We start from the raw sequence: 23,908 nt of genomic DNA on the forward strand, positions 1-23,908 counted from the left end.
GGACAAGGCGACGTCACTGACTTGTTACCTGACCGTAGGTTGCGGCCCTCATTTCGGCCCGTCGAGCCGGGTAGCTCACACCGAAGCGGGAAAGAAGGCTGTGAGCTGGGGAGATGGGGTCGACAGGCCGGTTCGGCACGGCCACCCACAGCCGTGGTGAGCGGAGTTCGTGCAGGGCATCGCTAACCTGAATCACGTGAGCGCACGTAAGGCTGCGTCCGTGGGTGAGGCCCCGGCTCGCAAGCAGGAGACCCACCTCGGGCTGGTCCGACGCGCGCGCCGGATGAACCGCACCCTCAAGATCGCGTTCCCGCACGTCTATTGCGAACTCGACTTCACCAACCCGCTCGAGCTGTCGGTCGCCACCATCCTGTCAGCTCAGTGCACCGACGTGCGGGTCAACCAGACCACCCCGGCGCTCTTCGCGAAGTACCGCACCGCCCGCGACTACGCCGAGGCCGACCGCACCGAACTCGAGGAGATGATCCGCTCCACCGGCTTCTACCGGAACAAGGCGAACTCGATCATCGGCCTCGGCCAGGCCCTCCTCGAGCGGTACGACGGGGAGGTCCCGAACACGTTGAAGGACCTGGTGTCGCTGCCCGGTTTCGGTCGCAAGACGGCCAACGTCGTCCTCGGCAACGCGTTCGGGGTCCCCGGGATCACCGTCGACACCCACTTCGGCCGCCTCGTCCGACGCTGGCAGTGGACCGACGAAGAAGACCCGGTGAAGGTCGAGCACGCCGTCGGCGAGCTGATCGAACGCAAGGAGTGGACCGACCTGAGCCACCGCGTGATCTTCCACGGCCGGCGGGTGTGCCACGCCCGCAAGCCGGCGTGCGGGGTCTGCATCCTTGCCAAGGACTGCCCGTCGGTGGGCACGGGTCCGATGGACAAGGCCGAGGCCGCCGCACTGGTCAAGGGCCCCGAGACCGAGCACCTGCTCCGACTGGCCGGACTCGCCGCCCCGTGAACGACAACGCCACCGAACCGGCGACCCCGCAACCCGCCGATTCCCCCGCACCCTCCGTGCCGCCGACCTCCCGTTTCCCGGCCGCCGCGCGCTGGACCCTTGTCTTCGTCATCGTGATGATCGCGCTCATCGTCGCGATCTGGCCGCGCGGCGACGCCCCGTCGCCGACCACCGGTGCGCCACCGTCGGCCAGCGGCGCGCGTCCCTTCGACGCGCCGGTCGACGAGGCCCGCGTGGCACAGGCACGCGCTGACGCGAAGCTCGCCGACTGCCCGGTGACGGGCCTGCCGGAGAACCCGGACTCGGTGCTGGCCGGCATCGTCGAACCATGTCTGGGGACCGGCGCGCCATACGACCTCGGCGCCGCCACCGCCGGGAGGCCGCTCGTCGTCAACGTCTGGGCGCAGTGGTGCGGTCCCTGCAAGACCGAGCTGCCGTACTTCGAGGAGTTCGCGGCCCGAGCCGGCGACCGGGTCACGGTGCTGGCACTCCACGCCAAGGAGGGCGGGACCAACCCGTTCTTCCCGCTGACCCTGCTCACCGAGATCGGAGTTCGTTTGCCGTCCGTGCTCGATCCCGACGGCCGAGTGGCCGCCGCCATCACCGCACCGCGGGTCTTCCCGTCGACCGTCTTCCTGCGTCCCGACGGCACGATCGCCAAGGTCTACCCCGGCGTGTTCGACAGTCCGCAGGAGATCGCCGATGCGGTCGAGGAATACCTGGGCGTGACCGTATGAGCGACGACCCGCGCAGTAACCCGCACGTGGGCCCGCTCGTGCACCCTGACGAGATCCCGCCGTGGTTGCACGCCCTGACCGGCGATGTCGATGCTGTCTCCGAGAGCGTCAACAATCGAGGCGGGGACCGGACCCGGTGGGCCCAGATGTTCCGTCGCGACCGCCGTGCGGCCGCGGTCCTGGTGCTGTTCTCCGGTTCCTGGGAGGCCGCCGACGATCATCCCGGCGGTGTGCCCGCCGACGCCGAGGTGCTCCTGACCGAACGTGCGTCGACCCTGCGTCAGCACAGCGGGCAGGTCGCCTTTCCGGGAGGTGCGGCCGACCCGGGCGACGACTTCCCGGTCGGCACCGCGCTGCGCGAGGCGCGTGAGGAGACCGGTCTGGACGCGTCGGGCGTACACATCGTGGCCAACCTGCCGACCTTCCCGGTTCCGCCGTCGGGTTTCGACGTCGTGCCGGTGATCGGCTACTGGCGCGAGCCGAGCGAGGTGCGTGTCGTCGACCCGGGTGAGACCGCCCGAGTCGACCGCATCAACCTCCGTGAACTCCTCGCTCCCGAGAACCGCTTCCAGGTGCGCCGATCGGTCATGGGTGGACGGCTCTATCAGGGACCGGCCTTCTTCGTCGACGGCCTACTGGTCTGGGGTTTCACCGGCGGACTCATCGCCGCCATCAGCGACGCGTCGGGCTGGGACCGACCGTGGGACAAGAACGATGTCCGGCCGTTGGACGAGATGATCGAGCTCGCAGGCAGTCGCCAGGAGTCGGGATTCAGTGCGGTCCATCCGCGCGGCACGACCGACCCCGACGCCGGACCCGGTGCGAGCTGATGACCGGTTCCACGTGGGTCGACGTCATCGTCATCGGCATCGCACTCCTCGCCGCGATCAGCGGTTACCGGTCCGGTGCGGTCGCCTCGGCACTCGCCTTCATCGGCGTCGCACTCGGTGCGGTCGCGGGACTGCTCCTGGCGCCGCATCTGATCGAGCGTTTCGACGACCTGCAGGTCCGCGTGCTCGTCGGGATCGCCGTCCTCGTCGTGCTGGTGGTCATCGGTGAGGTGGCCGGCATGGTGCTGGGCCGGGCCGCGCGTGGCGGTATCCGGTCGCCGGGACTGCGGGCCGTCGACAGCGGCGTGGGTTCGATCCTGCAGGTCGTCGCCGTGCTGCTGGCCGCGGGACTGTTGGCGATCCCGTTGCGCGGGTCCGCCGACCCGGCCATCGCCGGCGCTGTTCGCGACTCCAAGGTCCTGGCCGGCGTCGAGGTGCTGTCGCCGCAGTGGGTCAACGACCTGCCCGGTGACTTCAAGGCGCTGCTCGACAGTTCGGGTCTGCCGAAGTTCCCGTTCCAGAGCACGCCGTCGACCAATGTGGATGCACCTGATCCGGCACTGACCGACCTACCTGTGGTCCGACAGGCGCGTCCGAGCGTCGTCAAGATCGAGGGTGTCGCTCCCAGTTGCCGCCAGGCCCTCGAGGGCAGCGGCTTCGTCGTCTCGCCCGAGCGCGTGATGACCAACGCCCACGTCGTGGCCGGCACCGAGCGGCTCGAGGTCGAGACCTCCACCGGGGCGCGGCTGCCCGCCAAGGTCGTCCTCTTCGACAGCGACACCGACATCGCAGTCCTCGACGTCCCCGGTCTCCGCGCGCCCGCGCTGAAGTTCGCCTCGCGGCCGGCATCGACCGGCGACGACGCCATCGCGCTCGGGTTCCCCGAGGCCGGACCGTTCTACGTCAGTCCGCTGCGTGTCCGGTCGACGTTCATGCACACCGGCGACGACATCTATCGGACCGGACAGGTGACGCGCGAGGTGTATGCCGTGCGCGGATCGATCCGGCAGGGCAATTCCGGTGGGCCGCTGCTGAACTCGGACGGCGAGGTGCTCGGCGTCGTGTTCGGTGCGGCGGAGAACGCGGCCGACGAGACCGGCTTCGTGCTCACCGCCCGTCAGGTGCGCGCCGACTTCGACGAATCCGAGCGGCGAAGCGAGCGGGTGAGTACCAAGAGGTGCGTGCTGGCCTGATCCGGCGCGCCTTCTTGGCGGCGACGTCGTTGGTCGCCTCCGGTTCGGTCCGGAGGAACTCGAGGATCGCCTCGGTCACCGCGGCGGGTTGCTCCTGATGCACGAAGTGCCCGCTGCCCTCGATCTGCCGGTAGGTCTGGTGCGCCGCCCACCGGTGGCCGTCGGCCATGGCGTCGCTGAGGATGTACGGGTCGTCGCGGCCACGGAGGGCGAGGACCGGCAGATGTAGCCGCTGGTCCATCAGCTCCATGAAACGCACCCCGTCGGGCCGGAACTGGGAGCGGAACGCCCAGCGCCGGTACTCCAGGCTGCAGTGAGCCACATAGGGGATCAGCATCGCCGACCGGTTCAGTTCGACGGTCTGTGCGTAGTCGGGTTTCGAGCGCCAGGACGACGACGATCGCTGCGCGAAGTAGTCGGCGATGAACGCCGCGTCGTCGCGGGTGATCTGCCGTTCGCCGACGCGCGGGATCTGATTGCGCAGGAAGAGGTCGAGGAACTGCGCCCGCTGACCGCGGTCACGTAGCGCGCGTCGTCGCAGTGCCCGTGGATGCGGAGACGCGACGACGACGATGCGGTCGACGACGCGGGGATGCAGGGTCGCGGTCGCCCAGCACACCAGGCCGCCGTCGGAGTGGCCGATGAGCGTGGCGCTGGTGTGTCCGAGGGCGCGGATGAGACCGTTGGTGTCACCGGCCAGGGTCCAACCGTCGTAGCCGCGCGGTGGTTTGTCGGTGTCGCCGTAACCGCGGAGGTCGACCGCCACGGCACGGAAACCGGCCTCGGTGAGAGCTGTCAGCTGGTGACGCCAACTCCACCAGAATTCGCCGAAACCGTGGAGCAGCAGTACGAGGGGCCGGTCGCCGGCGGGAACCCCCGCCGGTTCGACCGCGTGGAACCGGACACCGTTGGCGCGGACGTCGAGGTGCTCCCAGTCGCCGGGAAGACGAACGCTCGACGGGTCAGGTGCCTCGCTCACGACTTATCCCTCGCGGGCGGGAGGAATCCTCGGGTGCGCCGGGACCTGCGGATGGCCGGGGCCGCGGTTGGGCAGCACGGTCGACAACTCGTTGACCGACTCCATCGTCTTCTTCGGTCCTCGGACCTTCTTGAAGAAGATGTAGCCGACGAACGCCGCGATGACGGTGACCACGACCAGGATCAGGAAGACGATCAGGAACGCCAGCCAGCGCCACACGAACTCGTCGAGCAGCTCGGCCAGGAAGAAAAAGAAGAAGAAGCTGGAGTACAGCGCCATCACGCCGGCGACGATCAGCAGACCCGTACCCGCGCCTGCCTTCTTGGCCTCACCGACGAGCTCGGCCTTGGCGAGGGCGACCTCGGACCGGAACAGGGTCGAGACGCTCGCGGTGGCGTCCTTGACCAGGCTCCCGATGCTCGGTTCACCGTTCGGACCGGCGTTCGCGTCGGAAAGAGGGATCGACGGGACGGAGTCCCGGCCCGCTTCGGGCAGGCCGTGCTCGTTGGGGCTCACAGAATCCTCCGTTGTTCGGCTGATGGCCATATGTTGCCATGCGTGGGCTGACGAGGTGGCGGCCCACCCGGCGATATGCCGGTGAAAGTCCGCCGAAAGGCGGATGCGCCACCGGTGAAGTCCTCACCGGCGGCGCATCTGCTTGCTCCCTGAGGAGTGCGGGTCAGGCCTTCTTCGAGCGGATCGCCTCGAAGACCGACGGGTCGACGAGGGTCGAGGTGTCGCCGAGTTCGCGGCCTTCGGCCACGTCCTTGAGCAGGCGGCGCATGATCTTGCCCGAACGCGTCTTGGGCAGCTCCGGCACGACGTTGATCTCGCGCGGCTTGGCGATCGGGGAGATCTCCACCGACACCTGCTGGCGCAGTTCGGCGATCAGCTCGTCGCCGGTGTTCTCGACACCCTCACGCAGGATGACGAAGGCGACGATGCCCTGGCCGGTGGTCTCGTCGGCGGCGCCGATGACCGCGGCCTCGGCCACGCCGGAGTGTCCGACGAGAGCCGACTCGACCTCGGCGGTGGAGATGCGGTGGCCGGACACGTTCATCACGTCGTCGACGCGGCCGAGGACCCAGAGGGCGTGGTCCTCGTCGTAGCGGGCGCCGTCACCGGCGAAGTACCAGCCCTGCTCGGCGAACCGCGACCAATAGGTGTCGCGGAAGCGCTCCTCGTCGCCCCAGATGCCGCGCAGCATCGCCGGCCACGGCTGATCGAGGACGAGGTAGCCCTGTTCTCCGGCACCGACCGGGTTGCCCTGGTCGTCGACGATGTTCGCGCTGATGCCGGGCAGCGGCTTCATCGCCGAGCCCGGCTTGGTCGCAGTCACGCCGGGGAGCGGCGAGATCATGATGGCGCCGGTCTCGGTCTGCCACCAGGTGTCGACGATCGGGGCCTTGCCGCCGCCGATGACGTCGCGGAACCACTTCCACGCCTCGGGGTTGATCGGCTCGCCGACACTACCGAGCAGGCGGACCGACGACAGGTCGTGGGCCTCGGGGATCTGCTGACCCCACTTCATGAACGTGCGGATCAGCGTCGGGGCGATGTAGTAGATGGTGACGCCGTACTTCTCGATGATCTCGAAGTGGCGGTGTTCGTTGGGCGAGTTCGGGGTGCCCTCGTAGACCACCTCGGTAGCGCCGTTGGAGAGCGGACCGTAGACGAGGTACGAGTGGCCGGTCACCCAGCCGATGTCGGCGCCGCACCAGAAGACGTCGCGGCCTTCCTTGTGGTCGAAGACGTAGTGGAAGGTGTAGCTGACCTGCGTGAGGTAGCCGCCGGAGGAGTGGACGATGCCCTTGGGCTTGCCGGTGGTGCCCGAGGTGTAGAGCAGGAACAGCGGGTGCTCGGAGTCGAAGGCCTCCGGCTCGTGGACGTCGGACTGCTGCTCGACGGTGTCCTCCCACCAGACGTCGCGTCCCTCGACCCAGTTCAGTCCGGGGTCGTGGTTGGTGCGACGCACGACGAGGACCTTCTCGACCGACTTCGCGGCGTCGTCGCCGGTGCCCAGAGCTTCATCGACGTTGGTCTTGAGGGGAGCGGGCTCGCCGCGGCGGTACTGGCCGTCGGTGGTGATGACGAGCTTGGCCTCGGCGTCGTCGACACGGGAACGCAGGGCGCCCGACGAGAAGCCGGCGAACACGACGGAGTGGGTGAGGCCGAGACGCGCGCAGGCGAGCATCGAGATCAGGGCCTCGGGGACCATCGGCATGTAGATGGCGACGCGGTCACCGGCCTGCAGGCCGATGGAGGTGAAGTAGTTGGCCGCCTTGCTGACCTCGGCGAGCAGCTGGCTGTAGGTGAGGTCGCGGGTGTCGCCGGGTTCGCCGACCCAGTGAATGGCGACGCGGTCGCCCTTGCCCGCGGCGACGTGCCGGTCCACGCAGTTGACGGAGACATTGAGCTTGCCGCCGACGAACCACTTGGCGAACGGTGCGTTCGACCAGTCGAGGGTGTCGGTGAAATCGGTGGCCCAATCGAGTCGACGCGCCTGCTCCGCCCAGAACTCGAGTCGGTCGGCGTCTGCACGGTCGTAGATCTCGGCGTTGGCGTTGGCCTGCGCGGCGAACTCTTCGGATGGCGGGAACGCCTGGACGGTGGTGGAGGACATCAGTGAAATGAGCCTTTCGCTTCTCGACGGCGGGTCAACCCACAGTAAAGGTGACCCGATCGGATGACGGATCGCTGGTGTGAGCGTAGTCACGCCACGTTGCAACGGGGTACCGGTGCTCCGATGAGCGTGATCGATACGCGACGAGCGGTGGCTCTGTCGCGACAAGCGGTCGGCGTCCATTCTCCACGCATGGCCGACGCCCTGTTCGGGCGACCGAAAAGAATGGATGAAAGAACATATTCGAAACCGTCGCTAACAATAAGTGATGTCATGGTCGGTTAGGGGATGATTCGATTGTCGACCGGGTGGGCCACAGCGATGTCCGGGTTCGGGAGCGGTGGACGTGGAGATGCTCGGACCGGGGTCGGGAACGCACGCGACGAGTTCGCGCCACTATCGTCAGGGCGTGACCAACGATCCTTTGGCTCCTCTGTTGGACCTCCCCGGCGTGGCCGACGCCGCCGACCGGGCGCGTGACGCGCTGTCCGCGGTGCACCGGCACCCCGCCAACCTGCGCGGATGGGACAAGACAGCCACCGAGGCCTCGTGGCGGGCGGGCAGGTCGTCGGCCGCGATCGACGGCGGCAGTGTGGAGCTCCGCCGTGACGGGGACTTCGACGATCCGATCCTCGCGGGGGCGATGCGCGTGTCGCAGGCTCTCGACGGTGAATCGCTCGAGACCCTCACCGGCGTGATCCGACGCGCTCCTGCCCAGGCTCTCGCTCGGCTGCACACGCTCGCCGCCGCCGACCTGGTGGAGGATCCCGACGAGCTCGGCCGGCCGCGGCCTGAGACGGATGTGGCAAATCGTCTCGATCTGTTGGGGCAGTTGATAACCGGTGCAACGTCGGTGCCGGCGCCGGTGCTCGCCGCGGTGGTACACGGCGAGCTCCTCGGGCTCCAGCCGTTCCCCTCGGCGAACGGGGTGGTCGCGCGTGCCGCGTCCAGGCTCGTGGGTGCGGCGACGGGACTCGACCCGCATTGTCTCGGGGTCCCGGAGGTCACCTGGTTCAAGCGCGCGGCGGAGTATCGGTCGCTGTCCGCGGCCTTCTCCTCGGGGAGTCCGGACGGGCTGCGGGACTGGCTCGTGTTCTGTTGCGAGGCTCTCGAAGCCGGTGCGGCGGAGGCCAAATCGATCGCCGATGCGGCGCGTGCCGGGTAGCTGGAACCGGCCCCGGACAACACTGCGGGCGGCCTCCCTGTCGTTACCGACGAGGTTGCCGCCCGCGTAGCACGGACTCAAGTTACCAAGCGTGCTTGGTGGGCTGTGGTCACCGCCTCGGCGATTGAACGCGAGTCAGGTCGCCCGTACCGTCCACGTGCTGCCATTGGAGGGCCATTCTCCCCGGGCTATCTACCGTGCGGGGGAAGGCTTTGGCGCATCAGTGTGTCGGTCGTTTCTCCTGGCCGCGATTTCGCAGGCGCACAACGCTTTTGCCTCTATGCGGCGTGCTCCGCGTGGGTGCTTGCCGCCCGTGCTGGGAAGTGTTGGAGTGGGGGCTCGGTCCTTCTCTTCCGGATCGGGCTTGGCCCTCCGAACTTCCGTACCACTGTTGTACACCGTGATCGCGGTCACATCAAGTGATTCGGGTCCAAATGTCGAACGACTTCCCCGAATCGACGGGAAGTGCTGCGGGACAAAGTATCCGCGGATCTGGAGGGTGTCGGGAAGCTGTCGATGCACTGCGGCCTGCGTGTCGCGAGGCGGGTTCCGGCATCCTGTCGAGTCCTGGGTTCGTCATGACGATCTGCCCCTGGCGCCGTCCGTAGGCCCGAGGCGGCGAACCCTTATGTCCGAGATTTACCAACCGCAATTTTCCTTGCGGAAATGCGCCTGCTGGGATGTTGCCTATCGGGCTCCGGGGCTATCCTGAGATCAGAACGGACATTTGCGAAAAACGATTGTTGTACTTGCAAAGAATCCGGGGCCGTGTGTATAGTCGTCGGTACCCGGTTCTGATACCGGCGCCTTTCAGCCCGACCCCCCGGGGCTGAAACGCGACAACCCCGGCCTCCTCCCCCCCTGGCCGGGGTTGTCTTCTATCTAAGGGTCGTTTCGTTCCAGGATTCCCCTCACCACAGTCAGTTGTAGTCTGCGCTGTCGTCGTCTTGTGGATTCCTTCCACAGCCCCCCGAGGATCTCCACAGAGTCGGCTGCCGGCCTCGTGCGGGTCTTTCTCCACCTCATCATCGACTCCATGCCCGATGATCTGCTCGTTCTCGTCGACCCGGAGCTGTACGACGACGTCGCCCGTTGCGCCGCTGCTGCCGGTTATCGAACGGTCGCAGGCCGACCCGACGACTGCCGCCGCGAATGGCTGACCACCCGCGCCGTGGTGGCCGATCCGGCGGCGATCGCCGTTCTCTCGCTGATACATCCGCCGCGTCGCGAGGGTCTGATCCTCGTCAGTGCGGAGGAGCCGCACACCGACACCTGGCGGATGGCGATGGATCTGGGGGCCACCGACGCGGCCGTGTTGCCGTCAGATGAGAAGCGCCTGGTCCGTACGCTGACCGAGGTCCGCGTACCGCGGCGCCGGCCTGCGGGTGTCCTCGCGGTCATCGGCGCACACGGCGGAGTCGGCGCATCGACGCTGGCCGCTGCGGTGGCTCTCACCAGCGTCGGGAACGGCTCGGCCACCCTGCTCCTCGATCTCGACGACGTCGCGCCCGGTGCCGACCTCCTGCTCGGGATCGAGCAACGCCCGGGATTGCGATGGCAGGACCTGTCCCTGGACGGTGGAGTCGTCGGCGGCACGGCGCTGCACCACGCGCTGCCCCGTGCGGAGGGCGGTCTCGCGGTGCTGACCTCGGAACGCCTCCCGGCGCGGGGCCCGGGTGCGGACGCGGTCGCCGCGGTCATCGACGCGGGTCGGACGCACGGAGATCTCGTGGTGGTCGATCTCCCGCGCGCCGACACCCAGGTCGTCCGCACGGCGATCGCGTCGGCGGATCTCGTCGTGCTGGTCTCGGCTCCCTCGGTCGGTGGCTGCGCTGCGGCGCGCCGAGTCGTCGGCCGGCTCATCGGTGACGAGGTCTCCGTCGAACTCGTGGTCCGGGGTCCGTCACCAGGTGGTCTGCGACCCGCCCAGGTCGCCGACGCGATCGGGGTCCCCCTGATCGCCGCATACCGACCTGACCCCCGCCTTCCGGTCCGGCTGGAAGGCGGACCGCTCCGTGTCCGACCCCGCAGTCCACTCGGACGCGCGGCTCGAGCGGTGCACTCGAGGGTGGTCGGGCAGGGGAGGGCGGCGTGACGCCCGGTCGAACCGACGACGAGCTGCTCGAACGCGTCCGTTCCCGCCTGGCCGCAGATGCCGCGGAGCCGAGCCCGGCGGTAATCGCCGAAGCGATTCGCGCCGAGGCCGGCGGTGTCCTGGGCGACACCGATCTCCTTGCGGCACTCCGATTCCTCCAAACCGAGCTCACCGGCGCCGGGAAGCTGGAGGCGCTACTCGCCGAGCCCGACATCGCCGACATCCTCGTCGCCGGCCCCGATGACGTGTGGGTGGACCGCGGACACGGACTCGAGCCGACGACGATCCGCTTTCCCGACGAGGCATCGGTCCGGCGGCTGGCGGGACGCCTCGCGCTGAGCGCCGGGCGCCGTCTCGACGACGCGCAACCGTGGGTCGACGGTCAGCTGTCCGACGTCGGCCGGCGCGGGTACACGGTGCGACTCCACGCGATCATCCCGCCACTCGCCGCAGACGGCACCTGTATCTCGTTGCGGGTGCTGCGTTCGGCGTCGAAGGACCTGCCGAGCCTGATCGCCGGCGGTGCCATCCCCGCCGAGGTGGTCGGGACCATCGGTGACATCCTCCGACACCGCTTCTCCTTTCTGGTGATCGGCGGCACGGGTTCCGGGAAGACGACATATGAATCACAACACATCGACCGAGAGGAGAAACGCTCATGCGAGACGAGTTCGCTTGCCCCTGTGGACGCCCTGATCACGAGCACACCACGAACACAGGATGGCTGTGCCCCGCTGCACGAGAATGTTTGTGCGGGTACGAGTTTCATGACCATTGGCGGGATGACTATGGTGATCCAGTGTGTCCGGTGCTCGGGCAGGCCGATCACGTCGCGGTGCCTGTGTCGGGCGGTATGGCGTTGCTCGCCGGTCACTACGTCGCCGAAGAGGGGCCCAGAGTGATCCTTGCGACGCCGAAGGGGGCAGTGCGTGGGGGAGGTGAAGGTTTCCATGAGTTGACCGAGCGGCAGGCCCTTGGCCTCGTATCCGTGATCGAGGCGCAACTGAACGCTGCGAGGGGTGGTGAACAGCGCCCGTAAACCACTTGGGGATGGCGCTGAAGCGTTTGCTCCACGGATCGATCCACAGGTCTTCCGCGTCTGATCTGCAATCTTCCTAAGACTTGTCGCGGATGCACTGAGGTGTCCAGAGGCTCCCCTAGACTGAACGGACCGGGCCCACATGGGGCCCGGTCCGGTGTAACAGCACACACTCTGGACCCAGCAAGGCCTATGCGCGTGCTATTGGTTTGTCTCTGGCAGGACAGGTCCGATCGTAGGTGAAACCGTAACTGTTCGCGAAGTTTCGGTCTCTTTGCGGTGGTCAGCGGGGTTCAGGGTCCGATGAAGAAAGCACCGAGCCGTTTACCGCTTTGGAGGTACTGCTGCGCATGGGATCGGGACGTAAGTGTTACCGGATGGGTAACAGGCGCCGATGATAGTGCGATACGGTAGTGGCAAGGACAGGAAACTTGCATCGGATATGAAGCTTGCTCGTCGCGATCTTGGGGATCAGCAAGCCAAAGGATTAGCGAAGCGCATCAAGCAGTTGGAATCTGCGGACACGCTGGGGGACGTGTTTCCGCCGGCGCCAGGTAAGTGGCACTGGCTCACCGGCGATCGTGCAGGGCAAGCGGCGGGCACGATCAAAGACGGACTGCGGCTGATCATCGAGCCGAATAACGGCGAGGAGAATCCTCCTCGTGACGCAACGGTGGTGACAGTCGTCGAGGTGAGCGAACACTACGAGAAGAGGAGATAGCCAATGGCGACGAACTACGCGGTTCCAACCGGGGAGTTCATTGCTGAGTGGCTGGAAGAGAACGAGATGAGGCCCGCCGAGCTTGCACGGCGAGCAGGGGTTTCACGCAAGCACATCAGCGAGTTGATTCACGGTAAGGCGACGCTCTCGTTTGACGTCGCCGAAAGCTTGGAAATCGTGACACGCGTTCCCGCTCGTATCTGGATGAACTACGAGAGTCAGTATCGGGCGGATGTCGCGAGACTCCAACGCGACGAAGCGATCGGTGCACGGTTCGGCGACATCGGGAAGTTCCCACTCGACTACCTACGACGCATCGGGGCGGTTACTGCGGACTGGGATGACCGTGGTGGAGTCGGCCGACAAGTGCTTTCGTTCTTTGGCGTCAGCGACATCGATACCCTACTCGCCCAGCCTCAGCGGGTCCTTGCGTCGTTCAGGCAATCGGCCGCGTACGAGGTCGACTCCTTCTCCGTCGCAACCTGGATCCAGGCTGGATGTCATGAAGCGAAGTCGCGCAATCTTCCGAAGTACGATCCTGATGCGCTTCGCGCGATGCTGCCCGAACTTCGAGCCCTTACGGTCAAGAGCGTCGACGTGTTTTCGCGCGAGATGGTCGAGCTTCCGGCGAAAGCTGGTGTTGTTGTGGTCTTGGATGCAGGTCCAATGGGCACTCGCTGTTCGGGAGTCACGCACTGGGTTCAGAAGAGGCCAGTCGTTCAACTCACCGACCGAGGTAAGAAGAACGATGCTTTGTGGTTTACGTACTTTCATGAGCTCGGCCACGTCTTGCTGCATCCGCAGAACGAGACCTTCATCGAGAGCGGTGCGTCGCCGGGAACTGTCAACGCCCGAGAGGATGAGGCGGATCGTTTCGCTCGGGATCTCCTGATTCCACCGGCCGACTGGGAACACCGCCCGCGCGGGAAGAACCTCGCTGCGGTCGAACGGTATGCGCGACAACTAGGTATCCATCCTGGGGTTGTCATTGGTCGACTGCATCGGGAAACTGGCGACTACAAGTGGGGCCACGGGCTGAAGCAAACGTTGCATATTGTGGATGACTAGTCGCCAGTATTCCGCCCTTTCGGTCAATCCGAAGGCTGGCCTTGGCGCCCCGATGTAGCGGGTGGCCTCAGTCTGGTGTATCGCACGGTCGGCTAAGTCAGGCCCCCGAGAACGCTTCCACGCGAACGTATTTGGCGCGGTACGAGATCGGCCGGGACAACTCGAGTAGTTAGAACGGAATCAGGTAGGATGCTAATTCACCAGCTCTTAGCCGGCCTCGGCCTCAACTAGTTTCAAGACGACGGCGTTTAGCGCGCGGCCTATCGAGACGCCATGCTCCGTGGCATACGCGTGTGCTCCAGACTGAATACGATCACACACCTCATCGAGACTCTCGTCTCTCGAGGAATACTTGAGTTTAACTGCTTTTCTTCCTGCAGCGCGTAGGTTCAAGCGTGTTAGATTCGATAGAAATTGTGGATACTCCCGCAATAGCTGGCCGTACACAAGCCATCGCGATTTGTAGAGGGCAGTGATTGGCACCGCCCGCATTTCTTGAGGCCTTCCGGCGCGCATGAAAAGTCTTCGTGTCACGGTAGATGACATCATTAATGGTAGGGCACAAATTATTATCGCTGTACCCAGCGCTGCAGTGACAATGGCGACTCGGCCAAGCCATAGGATGCCGGTAAAGTAGCTAAGGGCTAGGCACGCCAGCGAGACCGGAAGACTCGTGGCTAGAGCGAGCACACTTGCTGTCACCCATTTAAACGCTGGGAACTGGATCCTCGCCGAGATCGTGCGGACGTTTCGTTTTACTTCCCGCTCGATTACTTCTCGACCTGGCGTGTCTGCAGGAAGCAAACTCAATAGTTCGGCAAGAGCTTTTGTTCGGTAGTGCAAAGGGCGCTCAGTGCCGAGCTTGGAGATCGTAGGTATCGCGCCCAGTAAGCCCACAGCCATGAGGACGAAGATCGAGGCAGTCTGATACCAAGGCATTCGCCAATCGTAGGTTCAGACGCTTTGCAGCGCGTGCTAGCGCGGCGCAAGTCATGCCATCGCGGCGGCGTCCTGGGACTTGAGCACGGTTCGCACTGTCGACGCGTACCAAGTGGTGCCGCCGCGCACAGTGGGAATACCGGCCTCGGTTAACTCCGCTGCGATCGTTCGGAGGCTCAAGCCGCGTGCCTTAGCTTCGACTATCCGCGTTGTGACCTCGGCCGGCGTTTCGCTTGGTCGTCCCAGGCGCACGCCCTGGAACTAGAGGGTGTCGTCCAATCAAATGAAACCCCTGCGACTCAGTACGATTCGCGCATGGCGTGGCATCACTTGTGTGGGAGTCCAGTGGAGAAGAAGGCCGTTGTGCAGCCGGTAGGGCGCCCGCCCGTAATTCGGTACCGGTGTGCGGCGCAGTGCAAAGGTCGATCTACCAGCTGGGTCTTGGAAGACGAGTTGGATGCCCCCAATTTTTACTGGTCCGAGGACGACTGACTCTCGTTCTCGTTTAGCGCCAGCAAATTCATATAAGAAAGAGGAGAAATCATGACCAGGATTGTCCGAGCAGTAGTTGCTTCGACTGCTGTTGTGGCCGCAGCCCTCAGCGCTGGCGCCGGGGCGGCCCAGGCCGACTACGCGGCAAACGGAGATCAGATGCATTACGTGCTGCGCTCCAACGTGAAGGGCATCGACTACTTGAGCTGGTACGACGGGCGTGGTGTACATCAGACCCGGAGTGATCAGTTGTTCAAGCACGAGACACCCAAGTGGTGGTTCGCCAAGTGGACCTACACATCTCGCGGGGCGAACTATGCCGCCATTAGTGCTTCGTCCGAGGGGAAAAGCAACAGCACGTGGATCGAGTGTGAGGTGTGGGTTAACGGGGTTAAGGTCGAGCACGAGGCGTCGCAGGGGCCCTACGCGTCTGTCTACTGCTGACGATGTTCACTCGCGCAAGCCTTCGCTTTGCTGCCTGCGTCACGATAGTTCTTGGCGCCGCAGCGTGCGGGGGACCGGACGATGCAGAGGATCGTGCTCCTACGGACGATGAGCTCGCGGCGCAGATCGAGGCCGCCTACGCCCCCGCTAAGGCTTGCTGGAACTCGTTCCGCGATCCGGCGTGTCCGGATGTGATGGAAACGATCTGGCAAGATCTGCAGGCGCCCTACAAGGAACTGCAGCGGCAGGGGAATCGCGAAGAGTCGGTTAGAGAAATCGCCAAGGTGCATGCGGGCTGGGACGAGTGGTTGGAACTCTGCATGGACGATGCGAGTGCGATCCGCCAGGGAATGTGGTGCCTTGAAGAGAGGCCGGGGTCCCGCGATCTCGCCCCCGCGATCAGTCTCGTTCGATCTGGTAAGTAAGTTCTGGGATCGCCCGCGAGTAGTTGGCCGGTTCAGCCTCTTATAGCTGTGGCGGCGGCATCCAAGCTCGGCGCGGTCCAAGCCGAGGGCACGGGCAGTCTTCGTCTGGCTCAGTCCAGCCGCGTTGAGATGACGGATCTCGGGCTCGTCGCCGTCTCTCGGCACGCGCGCGGACTGGTGGTGAGCGCTGGCGGCGCTCGACTCACCCGAGTCCGACATGGTGCCCCCACTGCGCCTTACGGTTCCAGAACTCGTTTGCCAGCTCCCAGAACAGTGCGCGGGCGCCACCGTCGCCGTTGCGCTTAAAGCGGGTGTAGGCCTCGACGGTGGCATCTGTCGTCTCGCTCTGAAGCGCGAGGTACTCGTCTGTGGTCACCGGCCCCACCGCCCGCCGTGGACCTGGCGCAGGCCCTCACGGGCGACCGCGCGCTTGCGGTTGTCCTCGTCGAGTTCGGCGCGGCCCTTCGCGCTCTTGCGCTCCCGGATCTCGTCAACGGCGCCCTCGGCGCCTCCTGGCGAGTGCGGGCCAACATCCGCCCGCCGAGATGGGACACTTCGTCTCATCGACAGAGACGCGCTCGGAGCGGCATGCGGGACACGTGTCGTCCCCGTCTCGGGGAGCGTCTTCGGGCGTCTCGTCGCGGATCTGGCCGGCGACCTGGCGCAAGCGGTGAGCCTCTTCGATGTCTCCGGTGCGGCATGCACGCCGACGCAACCGCAGTTCATCGATGCCGACGTCACTCACATTGCTCAGCAACATGTTCGGGTTGATGTCGGCTGCGGGACTGAGGTCTGGCAGGCGGGGCAAACCTGCATCGGAGCGACAGGCTTGCCGCGCTTCGCGGGCGTGCTGTGATTGGCGCTGCTGGTTGTCCGCGTGCGCCCGCTGGCACCGTGCGTGGCGACCGAAACCGACGACTGTAGGTTCTCTCGATCAGCGGGATTGAGCTGCCCGCGATCAGCCGGCGCAGGGTAGCGGGGTCACGGCTTTCTATGAAGCGGTACTGGCGGATGGACATCCAGCGCGGTCGGCGGTCAATGTCCTGCATTCGCTCCTCCTCGACTTGGTGTCTTCCAGAGCCTCGGTTGGTGGTTGGGTTGTGTGAGGGGAACCGCCACCCATTCAAGGTCAGAGACCCTTCAGGTGGCGAAAGGTACTGGTGTCCACAGGATTTGCGTTCATCGCCCTTTGCAGCGCCCCCGAGAAATCACCGGTTACTCGTTCACCGCAACACCTCCAAATGCGTTACACAGCCGGTAGGGTTGTAACGTCGGCGACGAGGTCGACGGAAAAGTGTTGTTGCAGAACGGGTATAAAGGATGCTGGCGTAGGTCGCCTACACAATGGGGCGTTGCAATCCCGCTTTCACAAGGCCTTCCACTGCACCTCGATGGCATCAGGGTCGAAGTACCGCCCACGCTTTGCGCCGGGGAGGACCGTGACCGTTGCCAACGTGTCCAGCACGGCGCGTCGAGTCTCCATCGGGAGTTCTGGCCATCGTTTGCGGATGTCGGGACCGACGACTCCGGCGACCGCAGAGCCTGTTCGTGTTGCCATCTGCGCGGCAATCTCGGTGTCCCGATCGGTCACGTCCTGGGTGATCCGTGCGAGCTGGGCGGCAGTGAAGACGACTCTGCTGAACGCGCTGATCGGCGGGATGGACCCACGTGAGCGGCTCGTGTGTGTCGAGGACGCCCTCGAACTGGCTCCGCACCAGCCCAAGTGGTGCGACTCGTGGCGCGCGCGGCGAACGTCGAAGGCGTGGGCGAGGTTCCGGTGCGCACGCTGGTACGGCAGGCGCTGCTCATGCGGCCCGACCGGATCGTCGTCGGCGAGGTACGAGGCGGCGAGGTGATCGACCTGCTCACCGGACACGACGGCAGTGCTGGGACTGTGCACGCCAACTCGACCTCCGAGGTCCCGGCGCGCATAGAAGCCCATGTCGCACTTGGCGGGATGGGAGGGGATGCGTTGCACAGTCAGCTGGGCGCGGCGCTAGAGATGGTGCTCGGTGTCGCGCGCCGAGCAGACGGTTCACGCGGACTCGTCGAGATCGGCGCCGTACGGCGTGCTCCGAGTTCGGCATCAACACGTTGCGAAAGTGCGCCGACATGGGGAAGAAGCGGGCCATTACGGCGGAAACCGCTGGGAGTCGAATCCAGATGCCCAGAACGACACCCAACCGACGACAAGGAGACAAACATGACGATCCGTAAGCAGCTCAGCGCCGCTGAGATGCTCAAAACCAGATCAAATTAACCAGGCCGCAGCGTCCCCGCCGAGATCGATGACGAGTTTGCACTAGCAGTCGCGCGCCGCCTGGAGGAACGCGACATCGCAGAAGTCCCTGGTGTCCCGGACGAACAACCACAAGGAGTGGTACGAGGTTGCGCTTGAGGCACATCGCCAGAATCAGGAGCGGCGAGCACAGCACGAAGTAGAGCAGGAAGCCGAGCAACAGGCAGCGCAATCGACACTGGATTTGATCCGAGCCGCACTCGCAAGCGCGACCAAGCGACCGGGGTCACCGATACCGCTCAACGGTGCTCGAGTACTCCGAGCGGCGTTGGCCGGCGGGTCCGGGACGATTTACAGTGCCCAGCCGTAACACCCGAACGGAGATGAGATCGCATGTAGTCGAGGGTTCGATCCTGACGGGTCGGGCCCCTCGGCTTTTTCTCCACCTGAGTCTCAGGCGACCGGCACTGAAAGCTGTCGGTAGAACGTGATCCAATGTCACGAGGAGGCCCCATGCTCGTCAAGTGTGCTGATTGCGATCTACTGTTCGACCCCAGACCATCGGGCCGTGGACCGAGTCGCAAACGCTGCGACACGCACACGAAGCTGCGTAGGCGAGAACTGGTGCGGGCTCGCGACATGGTGAACCGCGCCAAAGAATGGGGAGTCGAAACCGAGCTGGTCCTCGCGCGAGAGGTTTTCGAGCGGGACGCGTGGGTCTGTCATCTGTGTGGTGTCCTGATCCCTGAATCCTCACGCAAAACCCGGATCCTCGGAGGCACATACGAACCGCTGGCGCCGGCTATCGACCATGTGATCCCACTGTCCAAAGGTGGTCCTCACACGCTGCAGAACTGCCGGGCAGCCCACTGGGCCTGCAACGCTAAGAAGTTCAATATCGAGCCCGGAGCCAGCCCGCCACCTCACGAGGAGGAGTCTGCTAAGCCAGCCAAGCAGGTTTCTCGCCCTACTGGCCGCCGGTGCACCCTTGACGGGTGCGAGCGTGATTACAGCTCACACGGACTGTGCAGAGCACATCGCAGACGCTTGAAGCTTCACGGAGACGCGAACAAGGTTAAGTGTGGTTGTGGCTGCGGCGAGTTGGTGGCAGTCGCACCGAGTGTAGCTATCGCTGTTGTCTATCTCGATGGACACGGCGTCATGGGTGGAGTTACCGATCTGCCCGAGGTGAGGCTCAAGAACGGCTTGCTTCCGCAACCAGTTTCCGAGCGCGGCAGAACGTTTCATGGATTGACCGACGAATGCCAGGTGTGGAGCGGCTCGAAGAACGGGATGGGATATGGCCGCTTGTACATCCGGGTGCCGGGGCAGAAGCGTCGCGGTCGCGTCATCCAGGTTCATCGGTTTGCGTACGAGTTGGCGAACGGCGAGGGGTCGGCGCACAACCTGACCGTCGACCACCTGTGCGGTGTCCCTCTGTGCTGCAACCCGAACCACCTCGAGGCGGTAACGATTGCCGAGAACCTCAGGCGCGCGGCCTTCGCCATTGACGCCTGCCCTAAAGGGCACCCTTACGACGACGAGAACACGCTCTACTCTCTCGACGGGCATCGTCGGTGCCGTCAGTGCAGCACCGACGTCTACCACATCGCGACGCACGGGCACGATTTCGTCAACGACCCGGACAACCGCAGCGAACTACGTCGACGCTGCCTCGTATGCCGACGGCGGGAAGAGTCCACCCCGCAGTTCTGTCCGCAGGGGCACGAGTACACGCCAGAGAACAAGCGGATCGATTCCAGAGGTAAACGTGTCTGTCAGCAGTGCCTGTGGGACCGGAGGCATATTCCGGACTTCGGCCACCCTTATGTACTTGACCCCGATTATGGGTCGGAGAAGCGCAGCAGATGCCTTACCTGCCACGAGTCCAAACCGGAGCGGACCCACTGCATCAACGGACACGAGTACACCGACTTGACTATCGAGTACACGGCGAAGGGTCAGCTCAATTGCGTTCTATGCCGGCTGAACACCACGCACGTACCGCGCCACGGCCACGAGTACGTCGTGGACGCTGACAATCCGACTTCGGTGCGTCGTTGCCTCGTGTGCGTAGAGGCCAAGCAGGCGACACCGCAATACTGTCCCTACCGTCACGAGTTCACTCCAGAGAATACGAGAATCAAGAAGGGAAGTCGGAACTGCCGGACCTGCGAGCGCAACAGACCACACCGAAAACTGTTCGGCCACGACTACTTAGCCGAATTAGACGGTCGCAATCGGGTGCGTTGCGGCACCTGCGTGTCTGTGGGCTCAGTTAACAAATAAACGAATCCAACGAGAGCCCCTACGAGGGCCAGTACGTCCACAAGCATGCATCGTTAGACGCTCCGGTGGGCCGATCGGTTCCATACGGAGCGAGAAACTGCGTACTGCGGCGAACGGCAGGAGCGTCGCGCTGCTCAACGTGAGACCGGTATCTCCGACAAGTCCCCAGAGACGACCGTCTGGTTTCCTTTCAGCATGTCGAACCCGGCGGCGGCAGTCTCGCCTGTTTCGTAGATGTCGCTGATTGCCAGCACCAGCCTAAGCAGCCCAGAGGTTGTCGTGTCGTTCCTCGCGAAGAGGATGTTGTCGTCGTCGGTGTACAAAAAGGTCCCGTCAGCAAATCGGACCCAGCGACCGGGCCCGCTTAGCGGGCCTCCCTTGAAGCCGTCGACCCACTGGTACGTCTCGGCCTGGCTCCGCATCTTGTCATCACTGACCACGGACGGAATCCTCTCAGAGCTATAGGCTGCTCAGTTCGTCCCCGGTCCAGGACTAGGTAGATCGAGCACACCGCCTCCGCCCAGATCGATGACCAGGTCGTCTTTCAGCGTGTTGATCCGGGGCTTGAGGTCCTCGACTCGACCGGTATCGACCCGCGGCCCACCCTCGGGCGCAGCTAGGCCGGCTATTGCCTGGTGGAGCTGGTCTTCTAGATCGTCGAGCTCGAGAAACCGGGGGTCTACGGCTGGATTCTCCTGTGAACGCGACTGAGACATACGTTCATCGTGCCCCGCTGGTGCCGACGGTCGCCGAGTACCCCCAGGGGGAGTCCCCCCTACCCGTCCCCCGTGACCGGGCCGTAATGCGGCCGGCCCATCGTGTACGGGTTTTCAAGTTTGATGTCGAGAGCGCCCGTCCACGGAGTCACGAAGTTGGCTTCTTTGCGACACGCGCGGACAAAACGGACGCTACCGGCGTGTCTGTCGACAAACGTGCAGTTCAGGTGACATTCTTCCCACATTGGTACTGGACACCACGGCAGGGAGGGGTGACCACGGTGGTGAAGATGCAATGCTCGCGCCAGATGGTTACCCGCCGCCCTTCGCCCCGCAGATGGGCTTCTGGATTAGATCGTGACGTCACGAAACGGGCACACACCTGTTACGTCTGATTGCTACGCTCAGGCTCCTTGTCATGCGTATCGGGACGGAGCACGTCTCAGAGAGGACGGTCAGCGGATGACGTTGGTGCTGCGTAACCGGCCGAGCTTGGTTGGAAAGCCGAGATTCAAGGTTGAGAGCAAAGGCGGTAGCACCCTACTACGCCGCACGCGATCCACGATCGGCGCGAAGAGCGATCAGCAACAGGCAGTACGCAATCTGCGCTCGAGAAAGATGCACACTCACACCGTCATTGCTAAGGATAATCCTACTGACTGGGGTGATTACGCGCTCGCGCGACATCTATTCTCTGAAGTTGCGACGTTTATTTTCGACCTCCCCGAAGGTAAGTTCACCTTATTCGAGACCGGACGTAAAACCGCGTTTATATCCCTTGGAGATGGCGGAATGAAAGGTACAGACCGGCACGTTCATATCCCGACGGGCGACGTGAGCATCGAAGTCGACGGCGGTGAGTACTTGCAGTGGCATACCGAAGAGTCGCTCGACTCGATTTGGTGGTCATGCACTCCTGAATCCATTACACCAACGCTCGACCTCATCATTGAACTTGATGAAGATCCCGACATCGAGATCACAGGCGCCATCCATCTACTCGAGGGCCAGAGTCCACTAATGCTCAGTGGGCGGGAGGTAGTTAAGTACGCTCGGGACAACCTAGATAGGATCGACTTCTTTGTTGTCGACTACCAGGATTTCTCTCTTTCGTGGATGAGCTCAGATTCCCCTGGGCGTGAACGCGTTCACTCAGGCCACGGCGAGGTCTCGGTCGTGTATCGGGTCGGTGGCAGCAGCCCTCTTGCTCGCGTACTGGAGCAAACCGCAACTCCTGCAATCAAGAAGCACGCAAGTGATATCGTCGCCGGAATCAACCAGAGACGGTTGCCGCAGTCGTTGGCCTAGGGAGGGCACGTGAGTGGTCCAGGTGTCGTGATTACGAAGGTTGCTGTATCGACCGATGGAGCGTCTGATCCAGACACGCTCATTCCTGGGCAACCAAGTAGCCAGTCGGTCAATGTATGGCACTACCCTCAGAGATACAGTCGGAAGATTACTGTCCGAACGAGTCCTCGTGAGGGTGATCCCCTGGTTTACAAGCGCTCCGATGGGCGTGAGACCAGGCATGCGGATGACGAACGCGAATCGCCGCTATCTGTTCGTAGAACTGGGAAGACCTTCTGGACATTTGAATTCAGAGAGTACAGTCTCGAACACCGACAGCCTCAATGTGACACACCCCAGCCGAATCACACGATCGAAGCAAGAGCGCTCTCAGCCCGAACGATCAACTATCCGAACAGAATCGGGCACGCAGTACCCCGGCAGTGGGACGCTAAGACGCATACGGTGAGCTGCGTGAATGGTTCAAAGTAGCTGGTTTAACTGGGAGGTAGCCGAACCATTCTACTTGGCGGCATTGACACAGGTCGTGGCCGCAGTCTTGGTGACGATCGCTGACCTTATTACGCGCCGTCGGCTTAGGAATCTCAAAGAAAAGGAACTTCCCGAGTTCACGCTGTTTCTACCTGACGGCAATGAGGCTGGATCGATGAAAGCAGGCCTCACCGCGAAGGAGTTGCAGATCGAGGGGCTGACAACTCCAGAAATAATTGAGTCGGTGTCGAAGAACCGCGACGCCGCGATTATTCTATCGACTGTTCCATTAACGGTGTTACCTGTTGTCATTAACGCGCAGATTGCCGACAATACCCAATGGATTTTACTGGCGATAATCTTCGCGATAACGCTAACATTGGCTGGCGTTGTCATGTTCAGTTCTTCTTTCTACTCTCGCGCCAGAGTCTGGGTATTTGGTGTTACGTCACTCGTTGGCATAATTATCAATCTCGTGCTGGGATCGATTCTCGGTTTGACAACCTCAGTCGCACCTACCCCGTAGAAGGGGTCGCAGCGGTGCGGACTAATGAGGCATGGATGCCGGCTCGTCGCTGCGGTTAAGCAGAGTATGCAGAACCTATGGCCACGCAGTAGGTCTGTTAGGTACCCGCCCGTAAGGTGGACGCTTCTGACGGTAACCGCAACTCGACTGGATCGCCTACGAGAAATTCGCTGCGCAGGAAGTCCGATTGTCGGCCCGACGATCGCCTCGAACTGCCGTGCAAGCGAATCTACGTCAGCGGACGAACGTTCTCTGGTTAAGACCAACCCCCACGCGGAGCACCCAGGGGTGCCGGTGTCGTTACCCCATCCCGGAACAACCCACGGACCATGCCCCGATACCGCGTCTCGGCAGCACCTGTAGCCCATCCGCGGAATGCGAACAGGCTGGTACTGACCCCTCAGTGTCTGGCCAGACCCACGACGGGAGCGGTCGCCCCGGTTAGCGAGATTGAAAACCCCGGGTGCCGCTGGTTGTCGTCGGGCGGCAGTTTGAACGACGGCAGGCCGACGGCCCGCACCCCAGGCCACGGACCAAAGTCCGTGGCGCAGAGAACAGGTCGTTGACCGTTGGCGTGCGTGATGAGGGCGATGCGCGCGATATTCGCGCTCACCGCCTTCACGGCGGGTTGAGGTG

The 23,908-nt window shown here is 63.9% G+C and carries 21 protein-coding genes and 3 pseudogenes; 17 read left to right on the forward strand and 7 right to left on the reverse strand.

All coding sequences use genetic code 11. From position 1 onward, the window contains the following. Positions 1–169: 169 nt before the first annotated feature. The 4 genes from nth to GONAM_RS09830 are packed head-to-tail and all read left to right on the forward strand — an operon-like array spanning position 170 to position 3,733. Complete coding sequence (nth, locus tag GONAM_RS09815; protein ID WP_006866599.1) at positions 170–973, forward strand: endonuclease III; 804 nt, start codon at positions 170–172, stop codon at positions 971–973. Continuing rightward, positions 970–1,710, forward strand: a complete 741-nt coding sequence (locus tag GONAM_RS09820) for a TlpA family protein disulfide reductase (RefSeq protein ID WP_006866600.1) — start codon at positions 970–972, stop codon at positions 1,708–1,710. Before nth ends, GONAM_RS09820 begins: the two co-directional genes overlap by 4 nt. Beyond that, a complete protein-coding gene (locus GONAM_RS09825; RefSeq protein WP_006866601.1) occupies positions 1,707–2,540 on the forward strand; it encodes an NUDIX hydrolase in 834 nt (277 codons plus the stop codon). The genes GONAM_RS09820 and GONAM_RS09825 overlap by 4 nt, the downstream gene beginning before the upstream one ends. Further along, positions 2,540–3,733 carry a MarP family serine protease gene (locus GONAM_RS09830; protein WP_006866602.1) on the forward strand — a complete coding sequence of 398 codons (1,194 nt, stop codon included), beginning with the start codon at positions 2,540–2,542 and terminating at the stop codon, positions 3,731–3,733. The genes GONAM_RS09825 and GONAM_RS09830 overlap by 1 nt, the downstream gene beginning before the upstream one ends. Here the strand turns inward: GONAM_RS09830 and GONAM_RS09835 are convergent. From GONAM_RS09835 to acs, 3 genes are all read right to left on the reverse strand, one after another. Further along, the gene (locus GONAM_RS09835; protein ID WP_006866603.1) at positions 3,648–4,712 is read right to left on the reverse strand and encodes an alpha/beta fold hydrolase; all 1,065 of its coding nucleotides are present in this window, start codon (positions 4,710–4,712) and stop codon (positions 3,648–3,650) included. The genes GONAM_RS09830 and GONAM_RS09835 overlap by 86 nt on opposite strands. Positions 4,713–4,715: 3 nt before the next feature. After that, complete coding sequence (locus GONAM_RS09840; RefSeq protein ID WP_005194581.1) at positions 4,716–5,228, reverse strand: phage holin family protein; 513 nt, start codon at positions 5,226–5,228, stop codon at positions 4,716–4,718. A 163-nt stretch (positions 5,229–5,391) separates the two neighbouring features. Continuing rightward, positions 5,392–7,335, reverse strand: coding sequence for an acetate--CoA ligase (acs, locus tag GONAM_RS09845; RefSeq protein ID WP_006866604.1), 1,944 nt, complete (start codon positions 7,333–7,335; stop codon positions 5,392–5,394). A 409-nt stretch (positions 7,336–7,744) separates the two neighbouring features. Between acs and GONAM_RS09850 the strand changes: the two genes are divergently transcribed. The 5 genes and pseudogenes from GONAM_RS09850 to GONAM_RS09870 all read left to right on the forward strand — a co-directional run bounded on the left by GONAM_RS09850 (position 7,745) and on the right by GONAM_RS09870 (position 13,423). Next, positions 7,745–8,500: a Fic family protein gene (locus tag GONAM_RS09850; protein WP_040535982.1), complete on the forward strand. Its 756-nt coding sequence runs from the start codon at positions 7,745–7,747 to the stop codon at positions 8,498–8,500. Positions 8,501–9,536: 1,036 nt separating this feature from the next. After that, on the forward strand, positions 9,537–10,595 hold the full coding sequence (gene ssd, locus GONAM_RS09855) for a septum site-determining protein Ssd (protein WP_040535984.1): 1,059 nt from the start codon (positions 9,537–9,539) through the stop codon (positions 10,593–10,595). Then, a pseudogene (locus GONAM_RS09860) lies at positions 10,592–11,215 on the forward strand (ATPase, T2SS/T4P/T4SS family); the annotation flags it as partial. The gene ssd and the pseudogene GONAM_RS09860, both read left to right, overlap by 4 nt. 861 nt (positions 11,216–12,076) lie before the next feature. Next, the gene (locus GONAM_RS09865) at positions 12,077–12,355 is read left to right on the forward strand and encodes a hypothetical protein (RefSeq protein WP_051992522.1); all 279 of its coding nucleotides are present in this window, start codon (positions 12,077–12,079) and stop codon (positions 12,353–12,355) included. A gap of 3 nt (positions 12,356–12,358) precedes the next feature. After that, positions 12,359–13,423, forward strand: a complete 1,065-nt coding sequence (locus tag GONAM_RS09870; RefSeq protein ID WP_006866609.1) for an ImmA/IrrE family metallo-endopeptidase — start codon at positions 12,359–12,361, stop codon at positions 13,421–13,423. A 990-nt stretch (positions 13,424–14,413) separates the two neighbouring features. Here GONAM_RS09870 and GONAM_RS22400 read toward each other — a convergent pair. Then, positions 14,414–14,614, reverse strand: a complete 201-nt coding sequence (locus GONAM_RS22400; RefSeq protein ID WP_245548598.1) for a recombinase family protein — start codon at positions 14,612–14,614, stop codon at positions 14,414–14,416. 291 nt (positions 14,615–14,905) lie between these two features. Here GONAM_RS22400 and GONAM_RS09875 point away from each other — a divergent pair, with 291 nt between their 5' ends. Further along, positions 14,906–15,298 (forward strand): hypothetical protein, encoded by a 393-nt coding sequence (locus GONAM_RS09875; RefSeq protein WP_006866610.1) that lies wholly within the window; start codon positions 14,906–14,908, stop codon positions 15,296–15,298. Positions 15,299–15,300: 2 nt separating this feature from the next. Further along, positions 15,301–15,723: a hypothetical protein gene (locus GONAM_RS09880; RefSeq protein WP_006866611.1), complete on the forward strand. Its 423-nt coding sequence runs from the start codon at positions 15,301–15,303 to the stop codon at positions 15,721–15,723. Positions 15,724–15,925: 202 nt separating this feature from the next. Here the strand turns inward: GONAM_RS09880 and GONAM_RS22645 are convergent, their stop codons facing one another. Together GONAM_RS22645 and GONAM_RS22650 are read right to left on the reverse strand one after the other, a co-directional pair. Then, positions 15,926–16,099 carry a hypothetical protein gene (locus GONAM_RS22645; protein WP_006866612.1) on the reverse strand — a complete coding sequence of 58 codons (174 nt, stop codon included), beginning with the start codon at positions 16,097–16,099 and terminating at the stop codon, positions 15,926–15,928. Then, a complete protein-coding gene (locus tag GONAM_RS22650; RefSeq protein ID WP_157159148.1) occupies positions 16,096–16,287 on the reverse strand; it encodes a hypothetical protein in 192 nt (63 codons plus the stop codon). Before GONAM_RS22650 ends, GONAM_RS22645 begins: the two co-directional genes overlap by 4 nt. Before the next feature lie 106 nt (positions 16,288–16,393). Between GONAM_RS22650 and GONAM_RS09885 the strand changes: the two genes are divergently transcribed. The 4 genes and pseudogenes from GONAM_RS09885 to GONAM_RS22410 all read left to right on the forward strand — a co-directional run bounded on the left by GONAM_RS09885 (position 16,394) and on the right by GONAM_RS22410 (position 20,251). Then, a complete protein-coding gene (locus tag GONAM_RS09885; RefSeq protein WP_040535938.1) occupies positions 16,394–16,579 on the forward strand; it encodes a hypothetical protein in 186 nt (61 codons plus the stop codon). 763 nt (positions 16,580–17,342) lie between these two features. After that, positions 17,343–17,983 (forward strand): annotated as a pseudogene (locus GONAM_RS22405) (ATPase, T2SS/T4P/T4SS family); the annotation flags it as partial. A 618-nt stretch (positions 17,984–18,601) separates the two neighbouring features. Then, positions 18,602–18,841 (forward strand): annotated as a pseudogene (locus GONAM_RS23090) (HNH endonuclease); the annotation flags it as partial. A gap of 225 nt (positions 18,842–19,066) precedes the next feature. Next, the gene (locus GONAM_RS22410; protein WP_245548599.1) at positions 19,067–20,251 is read left to right on the forward strand and encodes an HNH endonuclease signature motif containing protein; all 1,185 of its coding nucleotides are present in this window, start codon (positions 19,067–19,069) and stop codon (positions 20,249–20,251) included. Between the two features lie 134 nt (positions 20,252–20,385). On the opposite strand, the gene GONAM_RS09900 is transcribed toward GONAM_RS22410, so the two are convergent. Beyond that, positions 20,386–20,691, reverse strand: coding sequence for a hypothetical protein (locus GONAM_RS09900; RefSeq protein WP_006866617.1), 306 nt, complete (start codon positions 20,689–20,691; stop codon positions 20,386–20,388). Between the two features lie 738 nt (positions 20,692–21,429). Here GONAM_RS09900 and GONAM_RS09905 point away from each other — a divergent pair. Together GONAM_RS09905 and GONAM_RS22655 are read left to right on the forward strand one after the other, a co-directional pair. Next, positions 21,430–22,275 (forward strand): uL30 family ribosomal protein, encoded by an 846-nt coding sequence (locus tag GONAM_RS09905; RefSeq protein WP_006866620.1) that lies wholly within the window; start codon positions 21,430–21,432, stop codon positions 22,273–22,275. Positions 22,276–22,801: 526 nt separating this feature from the next. Then, positions 22,802–23,272, forward strand: coding sequence for a hypothetical protein (locus GONAM_RS22655; protein WP_157159149.1), 471 nt, complete (start codon positions 22,802–22,804; stop codon positions 23,270–23,272). The last annotated feature ends 636 nt before the right edge of the window (positions 23,273–23,908 follow it).

Source organism: Gordonia namibiensis NBRC 108229, assembly GCF_000298235.1.
GTDB classification, from domain to species: domain Bacteria; phylum Actinomycetota; class Actinomycetes; order Mycobacteriales; family Mycobacteriaceae; genus Gordonia; species Gordonia namibiensis.